The sequence below is a fragment of the Paenibacillus sp. BJ-4 genome (genome assembly GCF_020404765.1).
Classification (GTDB): Bacteria; Bacillota; Bacilli; order Paenibacillales; family Paenibacillaceae; genus Paenibacillus.
Genome location: NZ_JAIVEM010000122.1, coordinates 63022 through 79926, shown reverse-complemented (window position 1 = coordinate 79926; position 16905 = coordinate 63022). Strand labels below are relative to the sequence as shown.

Annotated in this window: 14 protein-coding genes; 9 read left to right on the top strand and 5 right to left on the bottom strand. The window is 37.2% G+C overall.

All coding sequences use genetic code 11. The annotated features are described in order from the left end of the window. Window positions 1-18: 18 nt before the first annotated feature. The 4 genes from argF (at window position 19) to LCF57_RS18600 (ending at window position 4373) form a co-directional block, all read left to right on the top strand. The gene (gene argF, locus LCF57_RS18615) at window positions 19-1017 is read left to right on the top strand and encodes an ornithine carbamoyltransferase (protein WP_226002032.1); all 999 of its coding nucleotides are present in this window, start codon (window positions 19-21) and stop codon (window positions 1015-1017) included. Between the two features lie 69 nt (window positions 1018-1086). Then, window positions 1087-2502, top strand: a complete 1416-nt coding sequence (gene arcD / locus LCF57_RS18610) for an arginine-ornithine antiporter (protein WP_226002031.1) — start codon at window positions 1087-1089, stop codon at window positions 2500-2502. A 36-nt stretch (window positions 2503-2538) separates the two neighbouring features. Continuing rightward, window positions 2539-3501, top strand: coding sequence for a carbamate kinase (gene arcC / locus LCF57_RS18605; protein WP_226002030.1), 963 nt, complete (start codon window positions 2539-2541; stop codon window positions 3499-3501). 182 nt (window positions 3502-3683) lie between these two features. Next, on the top strand, window positions 3684-4373 hold the full coding sequence (locus tag LCF57_RS18600; RefSeq protein WP_226002029.1) for a Crp/Fnr family transcriptional regulator: 690 nt from the start codon (window positions 3684-3686) through the stop codon (window positions 4371-4373). A gap of 853 nt (window positions 4374-5226) precedes the next feature. Here LCF57_RS18600 and LCF57_RS18595 read toward each other — a convergent pair. The 4 genes from LCF57_RS18595 to LCF57_RS18580 form a co-directional block, all read right to left on the bottom strand. After that, the gene (locus LCF57_RS18595; protein WP_226002028.1) at window positions 5227-5925 is read right to left on the bottom strand and encodes an Imm3 family immunity protein; all 699 of its coding nucleotides are present in this window, start codon (window positions 5923-5925) and stop codon (window positions 5227-5229) included. A gap of 20 nt (window positions 5926-5945) precedes the next feature. After that, on the bottom strand, window positions 5946-9047 hold the full coding sequence (locus tag LCF57_RS18590; RefSeq protein ID WP_226002027.1) for a deaminase domain-containing protein: 3102 nt from the start codon (window positions 9045-9047) through the stop codon (window positions 5946-5948). 421 nt (window positions 9048-9468) lie between these two features. After that, the gene (locus LCF57_RS18585) at window positions 9469-10146 is read right to left on the bottom strand and encodes a hypothetical protein (RefSeq protein ID WP_226002026.1); all 678 of its coding nucleotides are present in this window, start codon (window positions 10144-10146) and stop codon (window positions 9469-9471) included. 167 nt (window positions 10147-10313) lie between these two features. Beyond that, window positions 10314-10529, bottom strand: coding sequence for a hypothetical protein (locus LCF57_RS18580; protein ID WP_226002025.1), 216 nt, complete (start codon window positions 10527-10529; stop codon window positions 10314-10316). Between the two features lie 684 nt (window positions 10530-11213). On the opposite strand from LCF57_RS18580, the gene LCF57_RS18575 reads away from it, so the two are divergent. The 5 genes from LCF57_RS18575 to LCF57_RS18555 all read left to right on the top strand — a co-directional run bounded on the left by LCF57_RS18575 (window position 11214) and on the right by LCF57_RS18555 (window position 16671). Then, complete coding sequence (locus tag LCF57_RS18575; RefSeq protein ID WP_152380531.1) at window positions 11214-11447, top strand: helix-turn-helix transcriptional regulator; 234 nt, start codon at window positions 11214-11216, stop codon at window positions 11445-11447. Window positions 11448-11451: 4 nt separating this feature from the next. Next, window positions 11452-11730 (top strand): hypothetical protein, encoded by a 279-nt coding sequence (locus tag LCF57_RS18570; RefSeq protein WP_220030008.1) that lies wholly within the window; start codon window positions 11452-11454, stop codon window positions 11728-11730. 725 nt (window positions 11731-12455) lie between these two features. Further along, a complete protein-coding gene (locus tag LCF57_RS18565; RefSeq protein ID WP_226002024.1) occupies window positions 12456-13424 on the top strand; it encodes a DUF1837 domain-containing protein in 969 nt (322 codons plus the stop codon). Between the two features lie 2 nt (window positions 13425-13426). After that, a complete protein-coding gene (locus LCF57_RS18560; protein ID WP_226002023.1) occupies window positions 13427-16057 on the top strand; it encodes a DEAD/DEAH box helicase in 2631 nt (876 codons plus the stop codon). A gap of 308 nt (window positions 16058-16365) precedes the next feature. Further along, on the top strand, window positions 16366-16671 hold the full coding sequence (locus tag LCF57_RS18555; protein ID WP_226002022.1) for a hypothetical protein: 306 nt from the start codon (window positions 16366-16368) through the stop codon (window positions 16669-16671). A gap of 76 nt (window positions 16672-16747) precedes the next feature. Here LCF57_RS18555 and LCF57_RS27665 read toward each other — a convergent pair whose 3' ends face one another. Next, window positions 16748-16876 (bottom strand): hypothetical protein, encoded by a 129-nt coding sequence (locus tag LCF57_RS27665; protein WP_264083700.1) that lies wholly within the window; start codon window positions 16874-16876, stop codon window positions 16748-16750. Window positions 16877-16905 lie beyond the last annotated feature (29 nt).

Below are 16905 nucleotides of genomic sequence, written 5' to 3'. Positions count from 1 at the left end.
GAGAAAGCAGGGATAAATATGGGAAAAACTAATTCAAGCTTAAAAGGCAGAAGTTTTCTTGCGGAGATCGATTTTACAGAAGAGGAATTGTTATATTTCCTCAATTTAGCAGCAGATTTAAAAGAGAAAAAGAAAAACGGCATTCCCCATCGTTATTTGGAAGGAAAAAATATAGCTCTTTTATTTGAAAAAACTTCTACTCGTACACGGTGCGCATTTACAGTAGCTTGTACAGATTTAGGCGCGCACCCCGAGTATTTGGGTAAAGGTGATATTCAGCTCGGTAAAAAAGAATCCGTAGAAGACACTGCGAAAGTGTTGGGCCGCATGTTTGACGGAATTGAGTTCCGCGGCTTTGCTCATAAAACAGTGGAATCTTTAGCTGAGCATTCGGGTGTACCGGTGTGGAACGGTCTAACGGATATGTGGCATCCAACCCAAACGCTTGCTGATTTATTAACCATCCAGGAACATATAGGACACTTGCGAAATGTGAAGCTCGTTTATGTTGGCGATGGCCGAAACAATGTTGCTAATAGCTTATTAGTGGGTGGCTCAATCGCTGGCATGGATGTTCGGATTTGTGCGCCACAATCCTTATGGCCAGCACAAGAAGTCATTTATTTGGCCAAAAAATTTAGTGACCAGGTAATGGTAACCAGTAGCATTGAAGAAGCTGTTGCGGGCGCAGATGTAATCTACACAGATGTTTGGGTATCTATGGGGGAAGAAGATAAATTTGCTGAACGTATTGAACTGCTTTCACCTTATCAAGTAAATATGCAAATGATTAAAGAAACGGGGAATAATGATGTTATTTTTTTACATTGTTTACCTGCATTTCATGATCTAGAAACAACGTACGGAAAAGAAATTTACGATAAATATGGATTGAGAGAAATGGAAGTAACCGATGAGGTATTCCGCAGCAAGCATTCAAAAGTATTCGATCAAGCTGAAAATAGAATGCATACAATTAAAGCGATTTTAGCAGCTACTTTAGGAAATATGGAGTAAAGAAGGAATTAATCTTCCTTCTTTCTCTCTCTTTTCCTTAACTCTATCAAATAGAGAGAGGTGAATGTAGTGGGTGAAGAAAAGAAATTAGGATTATTTACTTTAACAGCTCTTGTTGTCGGTTCGATGATAGGCGGTGGAGCGTTTAACTTGGCAAGTGATATGTCCAAAGAAGCTGGCGCCGGAGCTATTATTATTGGGTGGATTATCACAGGAATCGGAATGATTGCACTTGGATTATCCTTTCAGAATTTAACTAAAAAAAGGCCGGATTTGGATGGTGGTATTTTTAGTTACGCGAAAGCTGGATTTGGAAATTTTATGGGGTTTAATAGCGCGTGGGGATATTGGGTAGCCGCATGGCTTGGGAATGTAGCTTACGCAACTTTACTGTTTAGTTCATTAGGCTATTTTTTTTCAATTTTTGATGGGGGGCAAAATATAGCATCCATTATTGGTGCGAGCATCTTGCTCTGGTGTGTTCATCTGCTAATTTTACGAGGCGTACAATCGGCAGCGCTTATAAATCTAGTAACTACAATCGCAAAATTAGTACCAGTGTTTGTATTTATTATTGTGGGAATCTTTGCTTTTCAAATCAATGTATTCGTAGACGGATTTTGGGGACAAGGCGGTACTTTTAATTGGGGGGCGGTAGGCAGTCAAGTTAAAAGCACAATGCTTGTAACTGTCTGGGTGTTTACTGGTGTTGAAGGGGCTGTTGTTCTATCTGGCCGTGCAAAAAATAAAAGTGATGTCGGGAAAGCGACAGTCATTGGATTGATAGGAACACTTATTGTTTACGTATTGATTACATTATTATCTCTCGGGCTTATGCAGCAAGCGGATATTGCTAATTTAAAAAATCCAGCTATGGCCTATTTATTTGAAAGTGTTGTTGGAAAATGGGGAGCTGCATTTATTAACCTGGGTTTGGTTGTTTCCGCCTCAGGCGCTTGGCTCGGGTGGACTTTACTTGCATCTGAAATTCCATATTTAGCCGGTAAAGATGGTACATTTCCAAAGTGGTTTGCGAAAGAGAATAAAAATAAAGCTCCTGTAAATTCATTATGGATTACAAATGGTTTAATTCAACTTTTTTTATTAACCTTCATTATTTCGGATAAAGCGTATAATTTTGCGTTTTCTCTAGCATCCTCCGCTATTTTAGTTCCTTATGTGTTTTCAGCATTTTATCAATTGAAGTATAGCTTGCGATCAAACGAAAAAGGCCGAACTATCAATATAGTCATTGGGACCGTTGCAAGTATTTATGGGATTTGGTTAGTTTATGCGGCTGGGTTAAATTACTTGTTATTAGCAATGACCTTATATGCACCGGGCATTTTTATCTATTATAAGCTGCAAAAGCAAAATAATCCAAAGCAAGTATTTACTCAGGTGGAACTGATATTATCTGTTGTTATTGCTGCTTTGGCAGTATTCACAATCTATGAATTAGTTACGGGGAATTTTGCGATTTAAGTTTTTTGGGAATAAAAACAATTGGAGGGTTGAAGTATGGCACGCAGAAAAATTGTAGTGGCACTAGGCGGAAACGCGATACAATCCATGGACGCTACAGCACAGGCACAACAAGAAGCATTAGAAAAAACAGTGGAACAACTTGTAAAAATAATAGAAAATGATGTGGATATCGTAATTGTCCATGGGAATGGTCCGCAAGTAGGAAATATTTTATTACAGCAAAAAGCGGCGGAATCAGAAAAAACCCCCGCCATGCCGTTGGATACTTGTGGTGCGATGAGTCAAGGAATGATTGGCTATTGGATGGGAAATGCGATTGCAAAAGTACTGAGAAAACGGGATATAAATAAAGATGTGGTAACAATCGTAACAAGAGTGGTCGTCGATGAAAAAGATGAGGCATTTAATAATCCCACCAAACCAATCGGGCCTTTTTATACAGAGGACGAAGCAAGAAAGGTCATGAAGGAAACAAAAGTGGTATTTAAAGAAGATGCAGGAAGAGGGTGGAGACGAGTTGTACCGTCACCAACACCTGTAAGCATTCTTGAATATAAAGTGATTGATTCTTTGGTGAATGATGGAAATATCGTCATTGCTGTTGGAGGTGGCGGAATTCCGATCATTCATTCTCATGAAGGATTGACAGGGACTGAAGCGGTTATTGATAAAGACTTCGCCGCTCAGAAATTAGCTGAATTAGTAGGTGCCGATACGCTTGTCATTTTAACTGCAGTTGATTTTGTGTATGTGAATTTTAATAAGCCCAATCAAAAAAGGTTAGAGCTTGTAACCAGTGATGAATTAGAAGGATATATAAAGGAACAACATTTTGCAGCGGGAAGTATGCTGCCCAAAATTGAAGCTGCGATTCATTTTGTTAATACAAATTCAGAACGAAAAGCCATTATTACTTCTTTAGAGAAGGTATATGAAGCATTAGAAGGAAAAACAGGGACGGTTATTTCTAAACAAGAGGGATCTGTGCATGTATAAATAACATTAAAAAATACTGCTCTTTAAACAATATGGTCGAGTTTGGGCTGACTTTTGCTCCCGAATTCGGCCTGCTTGTTTCATTGATCATTTATAGTTTATGGAGAGCTAAATTGCTCAGTACATAGGATAAATGATAAAATTTCTATTATATTCTATTATGAAACAAGAGAGGTGTATTTATGGATAAAAGGAATGTGATGGAAAATTTGAAGCAGTTTAACTTATTTGCTGATTTATCAGAAAAAAAATTAAAAACCTTAAGAGAGTTTGTCTATTGGCGAACTTATAAGAAGGGTCAATTTTTATTTTTAGAAGGGGACTTAAGGGAGCGAATTTACCTTATGTTAGATGGCTTTGTAAAGTTAGAGCGGGTCAATCAAAGTGGAAATTTACTATATGAGGACTATGTAAAACAATATTCAATTTTCCCTTATGGCGGTATGTTTACAGATCAAAGATACCATTACTCGGCAGAAGCACTGACAGATGTAGATGTGTATTATATTCCTACAGTGATTTTTGAAGATATGTTGAAAGCCAATCCCAAACAATTATTATCTGTTGTTCAGCAGTTTTCTTTAATCTTAAAACTTCATGAGCATCGTATACAATATATTACAATCCCCAATGCACAAGATCGGGTAATTCAGTCACTTAATTATTTAAGGCAGGATTTAGGGGAACAAAACGGTGAGGAGATTGTCATTTCGTGTCCACTGACAACAATCGGAATTTCTAAAATATCCGGAACGTCTCGCGAAACGGTTAGCGGTGTGTTAAACCAGTTAAAGAAAGATCATATTATTACCGTTTCAGGTAAAAAAATTATAATACATGACCCAACTTATTTTGAAGAAATCTCTATATGAAATTCAAGATGGACGTCTTCAAAACGAAGCCGTTCATCTTTTTGAATAACATCCTTCTGCAGCTGCATTCGAACGTTGTTCGTTCGAGATCGGAACAGCCATGATCCCATCGTTGAGAGTACGAATTACAGGGTTATCTATAGTATAACTCAGCCATTCTTTTGGCTTCAACAGGTGGGATGACCAGCAGTTCTTATTTGCTGCTTACTACTTCCATGCTGTAATGATCGATATAATATCCCAATAAACCGATTTTTGCTTTAAGTAATACATAGCCGTCGCCGCCGTTTTCTAACAGCCTTCCTTTGCCTAAAATTCTACATGGAGCAACATCTTGGGAGTACCCAAAGCCAATTTGTATAAACCCTCTTCTAAATCATTACGTTTTGCAATATAAAATATAGTTTCAATAAGATAATCATTAGCTGACGGTTCAGCAACTTCATCTTCGAAGATTGTACAGAGATCGAGAATTATATCATTCGTTCCTTCAACGATCTTGCTTTTAAAATGTAAACCTAAACAATCTTAGGCTAATACGATCAATAGGTTTGAATTGATTCATTTTGGTGAATAGACGCTCATCTTTTGATGAACATGAATTCTGGTGTTCGCTGGCGTAGTGCTTCCTTAAACCAATCTGGCCAATTTGACATAACATATTTGCCCACCGTAGTTTAGTGTGTTTATGTTAAACTCTGATGAGGAGAGATAACAAGTCATTGTTTTTGTGTAAAAAAAGCTCATCCCTACTCAAAGATTCAAGTTGGAATAAGCTTTGGGAAATTTTCGTTTAGTTATGGGGAAATTGTAGTAGTAACTTATCAATGAAGTTTTAAACCTTCTATTACTACTATGAGGAAACTTGGCTTAATACGTTTTTAATTCGCTTATCTAGTTCCAATTTTTCTTTTTCTAACAATTGTTCTTCAAAAATATCTGTTATGTTAAACTGCTGTAATTCTTGTTTAATTAGTTGTAGCCCATCAATCTTTGATAATCCTTGGTTTAATAAGTTTTCAGCTAGTGTTGTGTACACGATTATTTTTTCACTTAATGTATTTTTACAATCACGTTCAAATCGCTGAAATACACTAGAAATAACTTCATCCGCCAAGACATTTTCTTCGTTAACTTGTTTAAAGAAAACATTAACTTCATTTGTCAATTCATCGTAATACCAACATACTCTTGGATAATAGTCTAATATCTTATTTTCCAACTCTTGTAATACAAAATTCTTACGATTAAATAAGTCTCTGTATTGCTCGGAGGTTAATTTTTGTTCTTGCTCAATTAAATTAAAATCTAGTTCAGACAATCTTTTGCTTAAATTGTTTTTAACGGTATACAAAACTCTTGGAAGAGTTAATAATATTTCCCCGTAAACGACATTAATTAAAGCTTTGTCTGTTTCACTTCTATTCATCAATCCTTCAAAATCATAGAATGTTCTTGCAATTGCTTCTTTACTACTCATCATTTCTTCATTTTTATAATCTTGGTAATTCTCAAGGATACTATCAATTAACTCATCATAACTCCAAGCCATTTTTTAACCACCTTATTCAATTATTTAGGGTTAATAGTCACACCACCATTATGGATAACCTCAATTCTAACGTTAGGATATTCTTTGTCAAATTGTTGGATGATTTCGTTACAGCTTCCACATGTATCTTTTTCAGTGAAGAGTTTGATATTTCCTGATGCATTGTGATTATCACCTAATTGATCTGCTACATCATTTAAAATTTTATATTCTGTATCCCCATCTCTCATATATATATTTCCTTCTGCATCTGGAGCTTCGGTTGCCTTGAATTTTGGATTGTCGGGTTTGAAAGAGAACTCTTCAGTTCCAGGTATCTTTTTAGCAGAGCTATGAATTTTACTATGGGCATAAAAGTCTTGCTTCTCAACTCCTGATACCTTCACTTCTGCATAAGCGAAATTACCTGTTTCTTTGTATTTGTTGGACAATCGACCTCTGGCCTTCGCAACCTCATCAATAACATGTTGATCCATTACAGAATCGATTCGACTGGTTGGAAATCTGTTTACCGTTCCCTGAGCAGCCTCGCCTGGCTTCTCAGCTTTATTAGGTTTTGAATTTGAAGGGTGGGGTGACTTTGTTTTTTCATTTATGATTTTAGGACCTGGATGAACAGGTTCTTTGCCTGGTGAATTTAGTATAGTTTTCGGCTTGAGAAATGAACCGACTCCCTCAAGGAACCCTGCTACACTAATGATATTGGACAAATGGTCTGGTGACAAAGGATCTTCAGGTGTCACAGCTCCACGTATAGCCTCTGTTATTCCAAATGTAGCAAAATTGATAGCGTCACTACCAGAGTTACCTTGATTACGTGCGCGCTCCATGTAGGCTTGATACAATCCTTTAGGTATACCAAATGACCAATAATCTAAAAATTCACCAATGGAGTTTCCTGCATTTTGATACCTTACGTTATTAGCCTGCTCTATGCCTTTGTATAATTCAACTAGGCTGTTTGCTGCTTTTTCAGATGCATGTGCCTGCTCCATGGCTATTTGACTTTTTATCATCAAGCTGCTACCCGTATAACCCAGGTAACGATCCCACCAAGACTTAGGCTTCTCAACTTGTTGTTTAGGCTGCTGTTGTGCCATGCGGCTGTCGTAGTTGGCTTTCCAGCGTTTTCTTACTTCTTCCGGAACCTGCTGATACGCATGAACCATGGCATTCGATTCTTTAAGCAGGTTCTGTACTAGTTCCAATGTGCCGCCGGAATGAGCTATATGACGTGCACTCGTATACACTTTCCCTAGAATCCACTTGTTATAATAGGCTTGTTTAGCTTTCTCATGCTCGTGTATACTAATCAACCCTTGCATGGCCAAACCAGCCAAGTATTTTATTGGGTGAACTTCGCTCCCCTTGCTACTGCCTCCAACGGTAGGGGTTCCTTTGCTCCGAACAGGGATCGCTGCGGTTGCTCTCAGAATCACACCTCCTGCAGGTCCACTTAGCGCTCCTGCAACAACGCCAGCCACTTTTCCCATCACTGGAATGGAGCCTAATAGTTTGGACACCGTACCCATCAAGGCATTCGCCTGTTGAAGCTTTGCTGGACTGGTGACTTTTGCTTTAGGGGTAGAGGCTTGGCTGCTAGATGAATCCCTGGCTGCTGATTGAGCTGCTTCATATGCTTTTATGCTCATGAGTGGCGGCTCAGGCACCGGAGGGAGATCAGCCACGAAAACAGGTGCTTTTACCGTTCCTTCCTGATAAATCACTGGAGCTTTGGTATCCGTCTCACCATCCAGCACCATGCTGCTGGCTCCACCTTTTAAGTATAGCGCCGTTCCAGCATCGAGCGAAAGCTCCTGCCCAGCATCGAGCTTGACGTGACCACCCTGAATCTGCACATTCCCCGGACTGTCGATCGTAATGCCGTTACCTTCATGCAGTGTAATGGAAAATTCACCGGAGGTGGATAGGGTCAGCTCATGCTCAGACATTTCTACGCCGCTACCTTGCACATGTTGCCATACCTTCACATTCGGCTGACCATTTGAGTGGCGGTGTTGTCGCAGTGAATCCGTGACATAGGCATCTTGTTCGCGGTGGGTAGGCAGATACAATTCCACCTGTTCCCCGATCTCGGGCATATCGTACCAGCCACTATGTTCTTCGGCGACATAACGGGTGGACACCGGAAACCAGCACGCTTTAGCAGGATCTTGCTTCGGGTCAATGTCTAGTTGAAGCTGTACAAAATCCTGTTGTACCTTCAGCACCGTTCCTGTCAGCGAAATTCCAGTAGCCTGATCGTTTTCATAACGGGCATAGCGGATATCCTGTTCGGCTTGGAGATCATAACGGGTGCGTAGTAGGCCATCCGCTAGCGTAGTCACTGCTCGAACCACGACCAGTTCTTTGCCTTGTCCAATGGGTAACGTGATGAGGTCGCCCAGCGCATAAAATTGCAGACTTTCGATCATATAGGTGATATACGAGCCAGCACGTTCGCCTGGTTTTTCCGCATCCAGCTCATGAAACGTTTTACGTACTCGATAAAATACTTCCCGCTCCACCTTATGCTGCTTGCCTTCTGGCATTCCAAAGAAAACCTTGGGCGAGGCTGCGGTTACCTCTGGCACGAGTACGGAACCAAAGCGGGAGGCGAGACGTTTTAAAAACGCCCAATCGGTCTCCTCATATTGTAAAACAAATGTCTCCAGTTTGGCATGGTTGCTTACCGTATCAATGGCATCTCCGTACTGATATTTTCGAACCAGCGCAGTGACCAGATCATCATAGGTACGGTGAATATCTTGATAGGAGCGTCTTTTTACCTTGATATCCATCTGGTATGAATGGGAAGCCGCCTTAAGTTCAAATGTATATACGCCTCGCACACATTGTATGGACATACTCGTTACAACTCCATGGAACAGCCTTCTCAGCGTTTGTCCCTGATCATCCAGCTGACGAATCACAATCGGCTCTTGCTCCATATTTTGTCCGATGCATGCAGCTCCCTGTTCTTCGGAGAGCATACCACTGATATGTAAAAAAGTATGATCATTAATGGTACGTGTTATTTGAAGTTGATCGATGTGTTGCGGCTGAAAGGGGCCATAAAAGCGTAGGCTTTCATACCCGATCCCATCTGATAATATGCTCAAGTGAGTTCATGACTCCTTTCTAGATTTGATGGCTGATTACAAAAGTAAAGTGCAGCATTTTTAATTCGAGTCTGATTAATAGAAGAAATGGATGAATACAACTTTGAGTCAAGACCCATATGTATCACTGAGTTTGTTGGGTATAAAGTTACGAGATGTGATATTTAAATAACAGCCCAGCATATGTATTTATCGGTTAAAAGTGAGATTTAGTTTACAGAATGACCCATTGGTTGGTGTATTTACTATGTGTATTTTTGGAAGTAGGAGAAATGAGAGGGGGTTAAGTTGTGTACAGTGGCTGTTATTATCAATACTTTCATTACTTACCTGGTCGAATAGCTGTGTAAACAAAAAAACGTATTTAGTTTACTCGACTAAATACGTTTTTTCGTTTGCTTTGAATATGCATATTTATGTTTTAGTTACGACTATTGAACGAACCCACATACGTAAGATCATTACTATTAATCACTTGACCTGGAGTTACAATAGCTTCTTTATTTGGTTCATAATAACCCATAATAAAGTCTGTGTTATAGTTTCCAAAATAGAATGCTTGCCAAATAAATTTAGAGCAGTAATTAGAGTTCATAGTTTTAAGTTGATAGTTATCCCAATTTGCCCAAGGTATATGGTAACTTGTTACCGAAGAGTAATTGTTTTGTGGGCAATAAGCTGCGTTACGGCCATGAGTCGCTCTATAGACAGCGATTGATTCACCAGCCTTATGCCTCGTTTGGTAATAAGAAATGGTATCCCTTTTTCCACCTTCTCCTTGATCATCATTTACGGCATTTACATGATAAACCATATAATCAGGTCCAATAATTCCAACATGTCCGACAAGCATTGCACTTCCGCCTAATGCTTTTGATGAATAAAGCACATCTCCTACCCTGACTCTAATATTGGTTCCTGGATAGGTTGAATCTGGATCTAACGCTGATGGCGCAAAGCCATATGTGGCCTCAGAAGCACTTACAGAAGGATTAACTTCAGAGGCACTTACAGAAGTTACACCAAGAAAAGAAGTAAAGAAGAGAAGTATTAGTAGAGCAGGTAAAAAATCTTTAATTTTTTCATAATACACCGCCATTTACCATAAATTTAAATACAATACTTAATTATACACAAATAATGCTGGAAGTAAATGGAAAAATAATGTATGATTATCCTAAAAGAGAGTTTGTTGAAATAAGAGGAGGGAGATGAAAAATTGAATTTTTATAATAATAGATTGGTTCAGATATTAATAGTAATACTCTATCCTATTACGGCATTTGTGGTATTAAGTAATGGTGCTAAGATAGTTTCATGGGGGATACCATCAGTCATTGCAGTATTGTTTTGTTTTCTTTGGAAAAACCTTCGATATTTAATCATTTCTAATGCATTGTTATGGATTATATCAGTACCAATTTGGTTTTGGATTGAGGGGGGGCAGGGGGCAGAAGTTTTCATTGCAAATTTACCACTCATCATACCCCTATTTATGTTTATTGTGTTTCTACCAGAAGTTATAATAGTTTTGATTAGGAATTTCCTTCTCAATAAGTTTAGACGGTAGCATCAAGAACTATGTGTAAATGAAAATAACCTTTCTTGTAGAAGTTGGTATTCAACTTTGCTGGTGAACATGATGATTTCGCTACAGAAGGGCAGCTAAAGGATTTATGCTCGCTTGTCAGAGACTCACGTTATCTGATTGCCTCGGATTGTAGTCATCGACCGCATATGTTTAGAGAACAGCCCCGATTAATCAATGATTCTATTCTTTTGGATAGACATGCTATTTTCCGATCTAACTATATTCTTTCCATCATCTCGACACACGTGGAGTGCGTGGTAGTAATATATCGAGATAAGAAGGCAGTAATGCACGAGGGATTGAGGGTAATTTGAATATGTTCCTACATTCTAAAAATAGCATTAGGATTGAATGCGGGATTAAATACATAAGACATACAAGAAGTTGGAGGAATTGAACTATAGGGAGAATGCTTCTTCCGATTAATAATGAAGATAAATTTTGGAACCTCCTTTGATAGGAGGTTTTTTGTATGATTTTAATTACAATTTGTTTTATTAACTGTTCTAAATGTTATGTATACTTTACAATTTGTTATTCATATAATACTATAAATATTGAAAGGGGGAGAATTCATGTTTGCATTTGGCGATATCAGCAACCAAGTTTATTTACTTCGTGCTGAACGGAGGTGGACCCAAACAGACCTAGCCAAAGAACTAGGTGTAACTAGACAAACGATTGCCGCAATTGAGAACAATAAGTTTGTTCCTTCGCTTGAGCTTGCATTTGCTATAGCATATGTATTTAAAAAAGAAATTACTGAAGTATTTCATTTTGCAGCCTATGAAGAAAACGAGGAGGAATAATACAATGAGTATTTTAATAAGTGTTATTATTTTGGTAGGGGTACTAATAAATTTTATTTTTTTGCTTAGAGAAGGAAAAGATGAACGGTGGAAGCACATTATTAGTAGACCCTTAAATTATGCATTTTCTTTATTATTTATGGGCTATACTACGGGGAGCCTTATCTCTGGATACTATAAATTCGACTTAAATACATACAAAATGTACTATGATTATCTTTTCGCTGGCGTATTAGTCGTGTATATTGCTCTTTTGCTTATTGAGAGAAGGAAATTATCTTGACTCAAAGAATTACAGCTCTTCACTATACTGCGTGGTTAAAGATGTTTTTATTTAGGTTGTAAGAGCGATTGATATGGAGCCTCTTCGGGCATGAATACTCGTGAGAGCTGCGAAGTATAGAGACTTCGCGATGCTAACCAGCTTACCTGGATCGTCCACACTCTTCTAGACAGAAAGCTGGAGGAACATCCCTCACGACCCGTCCATTTACGAATGGCGTCTACGGTGGTGGTATAGAACTTTTTAAGTAAGCCTCATTAGTCGGGATTAAATTAAAATTTCAAAAGAATTCCATATGCTTCAAATTAGGTCCTTGGTATTATTCAAGGGCTTTTTTTGGTTCCATATATCCCCATGAATATGCTATAGTGTAAGAAATAAAGAAGATTTATACAGGATTTAGTAGAATAATGGGCTGAGGCATTTCCTTGGGCTTGGGTATATAGTCCTTTTATATAAGTTGAAGCATTCCATTGAGGTAAAAACAGTTGGCAAGAAAATATTATGCAGAAAAGCAGACAAGTTGCTTATGTATTGAGAGGCTATTTATTATAGGTGGCCTTGCTATTTGCTTTAATATATAGGTTTGCACTGGAAATATTTTTTCGGTATCTTACTTGTCTCTGTGACTATAGGAGAAGTTTTCAGACTATTAAAAATTTCAGTCCTATTGGGAACACAATGTATTACTGGTCGAATTTATAACAAAAACTAGAGGTGATTTGATGAACCTAAATTGGGCTGAGTGTACCAGAATCTCTGATAATTGGATTAAATCATATCTTAACAGTCATGAGCTACACACAGATGCAAAAATTAATGTGAGAAGTTATAGCTTGAAATTTAGCGGAACTCAATACCAAATTATGGGCTTTATTGATGGTATTATTGATCATATTAAACAATTTGTATTTCCGCCTGAAGAGATCAGACGCTTTGAGACTGATGGAATAGATGTCTATAGACGTGCAATGAGTTATTTTGGTGATACGAATCCTGAAAATGACGGAAAGTATGGAGAGTTATTGCTATATATGTTGACTGAATCGGTTTTACAAGCTCCCATGGTTGCGCATAAAATGACTCTATTAACAAACACACGTGATCAAGTAAAAGGTGGTGATGGGATATTTTTTGGGGAATACAACGGTATTAATTCTCTTTTTATTGGTGAATCAAAGATTGAAATTGAAGCTACAACTGCAATAACACACGCACTTGGTTCAATTGAAAGATTTCATTCCAATTTAGAAACCACTTCTCAATTCCAACACGAATTGATTATTGCAAGCCAGATACTTAGACAGGACTTAACACCAGAACAACTGGATTATTTATACGATAGCTTTACTCCAAAAACAGAAACGTATAAAAACAATAACTTAGTCCATCCCATACTTATTATTTATGAAGATAGCTATATCGGTGATATTGAAGTTGCTTGCTCTGGTAATTTAGATGGGGAGTCTCGCTTAAGTGACAGAATGAGAAAAAGAATTCCAGAATTAATGCGGAATATCCAATCGAAAATTCTGAATCATTCAAAAGTAAAGACAGTATTTCTTGAATTTTTCTTCTTACCTACAACAAGTGTCAAGCAACTTAGACATACTATGTACCAGGCTATTCACGGAGTTGCCTATATCCCTCAAAACCCAACTGCAAAGACTAAAGAAAAAAGTGGGAGGGATTAAGGATGAACAGTAATACCTTTAATTCTGCTTTTAATCATCTTACTTTGGACGAAACTCTTGATATTCTTATTCAAAATCAATTTTTTTTGGATAATAATATTCCGGAGTCACTAATTGAGATTCCCCAAGAAAAGCTTAGAAAAGCCAATTGGTTGTGTTCAATACTTTCTTTAAGTTCTGAAGAATCACATCAACAAAAAGCTCTTAATTTCTCAACACTTTGTTATCTGCAAAATAATGATGATCTCTTTCTACGAAATTGCTATTTGACACAATCAAGAACAGGTAATATACCTTTAGGCAAGCATTTGGCAGGATTATTTGATGAAGATAACTTCTCGAATTCATTTAGTACACTTTTAGATTTTGAGGTGGGATTGCAAAGATACAATTCAATAATAAACATCGCTGACCATGGATTTGTTACTACGAGATTCCAAAAAAGATTGTGGGAGGCCCTGCATAATGAAAAAAATAACATTTCAATATCTGCACCAACTTCTTCAGGGAAATCTTATATTATTCAAAATTATATAATTAATAAAAGCCACATATCAAAATCATTTAGAGCAGTATATATAGTACCTTCTAGAGCTCTAATATATCAAGTTAGCGCAAGTTTCAAAAGAAATCTTAAGGATGAAGGAATAGTTGTTAGAACTGGATTTGGGAATGATGATAACGAGATTTCAAAAAAAGAAATAATAGTAGTTACACCAGAGAGATGTTTAAAACTACTTGAGCTAAGTTCAAATTCTGCATCAAGTACAGAAATTGATGTGATTTTTATTGATGAAATCCAAAATGTTGAAAAAGGCTCAAGAGGGATTTTACTTGAATATATCCTAAAAGAATTATACACTCGATGGCCAAATGCAAAGCTAGTAACCGCAGGCCCTTATTTGGAACGATCTGAAAACTTATTATTAGAACTAAAAGTAGAAAGTGTTACTCCACAGATGACCACTTTGTCACCTGTATTCCAGCTTAAGACAGTTATCAGTGCATCTAAACAAAATAAAAAGGCATTGAAAGCAAGTATAGTAAGTCCTTCTGGACGAATAATTGACTTGAATGTTAAAACTATGTCTAGTTTATTCTCTAAGATTAAAAATAACCCAGGTGAAGCACTAGCACACATAGTTAACATATTCGGAAATGACAGCAAGAATATAATTTACTCACATCGTACAGATACTGCCGAAAATTGGGCGATAAAAATTTCGGAAAACGGAAAAAATGTCGTTAAGGAAATATTAGATGAACGTATTAATGAATTAATAGCTTATCTTTCAGAGGAAGTGCATGAAAAATATTCGTTGATTAGGTGTCTTAAGAATGGTGTCGCTTTCCATCACTCTGGTCTTCCTGACATAGCTAGGACTGAGATAGAGGATATTTATTCAAATAGTAGTGATATACTAAATTTGGTATGTACATCTACTTTACTAGAAGGAGTTAATTTACCTGCAAAAAAGATATTCCTTATTAAACCAAAGACAGCGAATAGTGACCTAAGTGATTTTGATTTTGGTAATCTAATAGGTAGAGCAGGAAGAATGTCCGAGCATTTATATGGTTCAATTTATTGTATTGAATTAGATGAAGAACCATGGGCCAAAGAAAAACTTACTAATGATTTTTCTAAAGAAATAATTTCAGCAACTGGTAAAGCTTTGACTGAAAATTTAGATGACTTAAAAATTGCATTAATGATGGATCCCAAATATATAAAAGCTAATGAAGGAATCGCATACACCATTAGCATACTTCGACACAAACTTATTCAAGATAAAAATGAACTACAAGAATACTTAACTACCAGGAAAGTAGATGAAGCTGATTCAAAGGTTATCATTTCACAACTGAAACAAAATGAAGCATCAATAATTATACCTAAAGAATTACTTGCTCTAAATCCCTTAGTTGACCCTCTTTTACAAGATAAGTTTTTTAGAGATATTGCACAAAATGGATTAAATAAATGGTTAATTACTGCCTTACCTTTTAATACAAAGGATATCACAAGTGCACAAGAACAAAGAGAAGTGGCTTTTGAAGAAAGAAACTTTTATGGACAATTTGAACATGTCGCTGAAGCATTGAATAATATTTTTGATATAGTTTCTGAAGCTAATAATAATAGCAATTACTCGACTTATACTATTAGGCAAATAGTTAGAGATACAGTTCCTTGGATCAGGGGTTCATCGTATAAAGTATTGATTGAAAGAGAACTTGAAGGAGTTACTGAAGAAGATGTGGTAAATAGAGTGGATTCAGCTGTAAGGAGAGTAACTAAGAGTATTAACAAAAATGTTAGATTCCTGATGGTAAAGTACTTTAAGCTGTGGTCAGATATTCTAAAACATTTTATGAGTGAAGAGGATATAGAAACACATAAATATATCCTCAATCTATGTAATATGATAGAAATGGGGACGGATAACCCTAGAGGATTAGAGCTCATTTCAAAAGGAATTACTAGGACAGTGGCTCTTGCGTTAGTTAAAAGAATACCTCAAAGTTATACAGGTAGTTTAGATAATTGGATACAAGTCAATGCCAAGTTTGTATTACCTCATTTATATCTTAAGCATCTTATAAATCTAGGATATAAAATCTCTAATTAGAGCTTAAGACGTTTTATGAGTAATGTACAATCATGAATGAAAACTCTAAAAATTCTTGTGATACAAGGCTTCTGCCTAGTTTTTTCTTGAAGTAGGATCGCCTTCCGCTGATTTCTTCACTGACATTAGTGATTGTGAAGTCTGGGGCAGGAATTTTAACGTGAAATTGGGGGACTAAACCAGCTGAAAACCCAGAAGAAATAAGTCAAAGATACTGACCCAAGTGTGATCATTTCAGTGCTACGTATCCACGTACCACATCCGTTATCATCCTTTGCTACACTTTGAGTAAAAAGGAGATGATCACTTTGGATACTCAACCGAAACAACAAAAGGGAGAGGAGCTTACAAACCCGTCTAAAAATACAGCTGAAGAATACGAAAGTTTGGTACAGCAAGAAGATGAACACATAGAGAGACTTAAAACATGCACAAAGCTCATTTGGGATGCGCTAGCTATTATTTCTCAAAAGGCAAGCGTACTGCACATGGAGACGGTCAAAGAAGCAGCAGACCATCTTCATATCATGGAACTAGATTTACGAAGAGAACTGTTTAAGGTCCGTTTGAAAAAAAGTATTTTGGCAAACAAAATGAAGCAAACCCAAGCATAGCAGCGAAGGGGACAGAATCGTTCTGAAGAAGCGGAGCGTTCGCCTTTGAACCCGGATTTTTACTGTTAAAATATAATCAAAAAAATCTGGGGGCAACAGCGATCGGAAGAATGATCCGTCCACGTAGCGTCCTTAGTTGCACGTACAACCTTTTTAAAAAGCCAAACCCGATATGACCCATCACGGTCTGATCGGGTTTTCTCATTTCAATCCCTCCATCCCTGTGCATAACTC

Bases quoted from the DNA above. Each gene is read 5' to 3' on its own strand.
- LCF57_RS18580 (WP_226002025.1), bottom strand. From the start codon at position 10,529: ATGAGTGGTAAATTTGCAATGAAAACTTCTGCCCCCTGCCCCCCCTCA.
- LCF57_RS18560 (WP_226002023.1), top strand. From the start codon at position 13,427: ATGAACAGTAATACCTTTAATTCTGCTTTTAATCATCTTACTTTGGAC.
- LCF57_RS18570 (WP_220030008.1), top strand. From the start codon at position 11,452: ATGAGTATTTTAATAAGTGTTATTATTTTGGTAGGGGTACTAATAAAT.
- LCF57_RS18585 (WP_226002026.1), bottom strand. From the start codon at position 10,146: ATGGCGGTGTATTATGAAAAAATTAAAGATTTTTTACCTGCTCTACTA.
- LCF57_RS18595 (WP_226002028.1), bottom strand. From the start codon at position 5,925: ATGGCTTGGAGTTATGATGAGTTAATTGATAGTATCCTTGAGAATTAC.
- argF (WP_226002032.1), top strand. From the start codon at position 19: ATGGGAAAAACTAATTCAAGCTTAAAAGGCAGAAGTTTTCTTGCGGAG.
- arcC (WP_226002030.1), top strand. From the start codon at position 2,539: ATGGCACGCAGAAAAATTGTAGTGGCACTAGGCGGAAACGCGATACAA.
- LCF57_RS18565 (WP_226002024.1), top strand. From the start codon at position 12,456: ATGAACCTAAATTGGGCTGAGTGTACCAGAATCTCTGATAATTGGATT.
- LCF57_RS18575 (WP_152380531.1), top strand. From the start codon at position 11,214: ATGTTTGCATTTGGCGATATCAGCAACCAAGTTTATTTACTTCGTGCT.
- LCF57_RS18600 (WP_226002029.1), top strand. From the start codon at position 3,684: ATGGATAAAAGGAATGTGATGGAAAATTTGAAGCAGTTTAACTTATTT.
- LCF57_RS27665 (WP_264083700.1), bottom strand. From the start codon at position 16,876: ATGAGAAAACCCGATCAGACCGTGATGGGTCATATCGGGTTTGGCTTT.